The sequence below is a fragment of the Kitasatospora sp. NPDC047058 genome (assembly GCF_040643935.1).
Taxonomy (GTDB): Bacteria; Actinomycetota; Actinomycetes; order Streptomycetales; family Streptomycetaceae; genus Kitasatospora.
The window spans coordinates 1-2,596 of record NZ_JBEYVJ010000681.1 but is presented as its reverse complement, the minus strand read 5'-3'; the positions used below and the strand labels follow the sequence as shown (position 1 = coordinate 2,596).

Genomic DNA, 2,596 nt, shown 5'->3' with positions numbered 1-2,596 from the left:
CACCCTCGCGGCCCTGCAGGGCGCCCGGGCTCCGGACTGGATCGCGGACCCGGGAGCGTACGGCGAGGTGCTGGCCGCACACCTGGACGCCTACACGCCGGCCGGTCCCGGCGTCTCCCTGCTGATCGTCGGGGCGCATGTCGACCACGGGACGGGCCCGGTTCGGCCGTCGGGCGGGTGCCGGGGTGTCAGGACCGGCTGCTGGGCGCGATCCTGCCGAGGACGTGCAGCAGCCGGTCCAGCGCGTCGCGGGAGTTCGGCTCGGTCAGGTTGACCATCAGCCGGAAGGCCGCCTTCAGCAGGGCGGGGTGGCCGAGGCCGAGCGCACCGGCGGTGCCGAGCAGCCGGGGGCGGCCCAGCACGTCGGCGGCCAGCCGGCCGAGCGCGAAGTAGCCGTCGTAGGCGGCGCGCAGCGCCTGCGGGTAGGCGCGCAGGGCGAGTTCGCGGCCGCGGTCGGTGCGCCGGGCCAGTGCCTGAACGATCGTCTCGGCGGCGTACCGGCCGGACTCCATCGCGTACGCGATGCCCTCGCCGGTCGCCGGGCTGACGGTGCCGCCCGCGTCGCCCACCAGCAACAGTCCGTCGGCGTAGTGGGGCCGGCGGTTGAGGCCCATCGGGAGGGCGGAGCCGCGGACCGGCTCGGTGACGCCCTCGGGGGTGAAGCCGTACTCGGGCGGCAGGTCGGCGCACCAGCGGCGGAGCAGGTCGCGCCAGTCGACCTCGCGGCCCACGGCGGCGGTGTCCAGGACGCCGAGGCCGACGTTGGCGGTGCCGTCGCCCATGCCGAACACCCAGGCGTAGCCGGGCATCAGGCGCCGGGCCGGCTCCCGGGGGTCGCGCAGGTCGAGCCAGGCTTCCAGGTAGCGGTCCTCGTGCCGCGGGGTGGTGAAGTACGTCCGGTAGGCGACGCCCATCGCCCGGTCGGTGCGGCGGTAGCGCTTCATCGCGAGCGACAGCCGGGTGGAGTTGCCGTCCGCGGCGACCACCAGCGGGGCACGGTAGGCGACCGGTCGCCGTTCCTCGCCGAGCCGGGCGGTCACTCCGGTGATCCGGCCGGTCCGCTCGTCGACCAACGGGTCCGCCACATTGGCCCGTTCGACCAGCCGGGCACCGGCCGCGGCGGCCCGGCGGGCGAGCAGTTCGTCGAAGTCGGCCCGCCGGCGGACCAGGCCGAAGGACGGGAAGGCCGACAGCTGCGGCCAGTCCAGCTCCAACCGGTGCTCGCCGGAGATCAGCCGCAGGCCCTTGTTGTGCAGCCAGCCGGCCTCCTCGGAGACGTCGATGCCCAGGTCGACCAACTGCTTGACGGCGCGCGGCGTCAGGCCGTCGCCGCAGACCTTCTCCCGGGGGAAGGCCGACTTCTCCAGCAGCAGCACGTCGAGGCCGGTGCGGGCGAGGTGGCAGGCGGCGGTGGAGCCGGCCGGGCCCGCGCCCACCACGATCACGTCGGCGCTGTCCTGCTCGCGGCCGGGGTGCTTGTCGGCGGACGACTGCTGCTCTGGGCCGGGCATCAGGCACTCCCACGGGTCGGTTCGGCGGCGGACTCGACGGACTCTGCGGTCTCAGACGATGCGGTCTCAGACGATAGGGACAGCGGCCGCCGTGCGGCGCCCCGACACGCGGACCCCGTCCCGATGACCGGTCGTTACCGGCCATCGGGACGGGTGCGGGCTACCCGGGAGCGTGACCCGGGCGTGCCGCGCGGCGGTCAGAGGCCGCCGTTCACCACCGCGCTGGAGACCGCGCCGCGGTGCAGGTTCCACTTGGCGAGGATCTTGTCGTACTCGCCGCTGTGGATCACCTGGTCGAGCGCCTTGGCGATCACCTCGCGCAGGTCGGTGTCGTCCCTGGCGACGGTGATGCCGTACGGGCCGGCCTGCAGGAAGTTCGTGCCGGCCAGCTGGAACGTTCCGGCGCGGCCCGGCTGGGTGGTGTTGTACTGGGCCACCGGGTAGTCGTTCAGGTCGGCGACCGCGGCACCGGAGGCGACCTCGGCGAGCGCCTGTTCGTCGCCCTCGAAGCGGTGGATCTGCAGGGGCTTGGCGATCCGCAGGCAGGCCGCGGTCTGCCGGGTGGCGAGTTCGTCCTGGACGGTGCCGCGCTGGACCGCGACGGTCCGGCCGCACAGGCTGTCCAGCGAGGCGAGGTTCAGCGGGTTGCCCGCCTTGACCACCATCGAGGTGCCGGAGCCGAAGTAGTCGACGAAGTCGACGCCCGGATCGGCCTGGTGACCGTCGTCGGCGGCGCCCAGCTGGCGCTGCTTGGTGTCGATCACCGCCGACATCGCCAGGTCGATCTCCTTGGCCTGAACGGCCGGAATCAGCCGCGCGAACGGCATGTCGACGAACTCGACCTTGAGTCCGAGGGCGGAGGCGATCGCCCGGGCCAGCTCCGGATCCAGGCCGGCGGGCGCGCCGTTCGCGTCCTTGAAGTCGACCGGCGGGTAGTTGAGGTAGGAGCCGATCTTGAGCACCCCGGCGGCCTTGACCGCCTTGGGGAGCCGGGCGCGCAGGTCGCCCGGGCTGCCGGGGGCTGCGGCCTGGCCGCTGCCGCAGCCGGCGAGCAGCAGGCCGCCCGCGCCGAGTGCGGCGGCGGC

The 2,596-nt window shown here is 74.3% G+C and carries 2 protein-coding genes; both read right to left on the bottom strand.

Annotated elements, in window-relative coordinates; all coding sequences use genetic code 11:
• Nucleotides 1–188 precede the first annotated feature (188 nt).
• On the bottom strand, nt 189–1,511 hold the full coding sequence (locus ABZ885_RS39255; protein ID WP_360199696.1) for a geranylgeranyl reductase family protein: 1,323 nt from the start codon (nt 1,509–1,511) through the stop codon (nt 189–191).
• 197 nt (nt 1,512–1,708) lie between these two features.
• Nucleotides 1,709–2,596, bottom strand: an 888-nt coding sequence (locus tag ABZ885_RS39250) for an ABC transporter substrate-binding protein (protein ID WP_360199694.1), incomplete at its 5' end; no start/stop codon positions are given.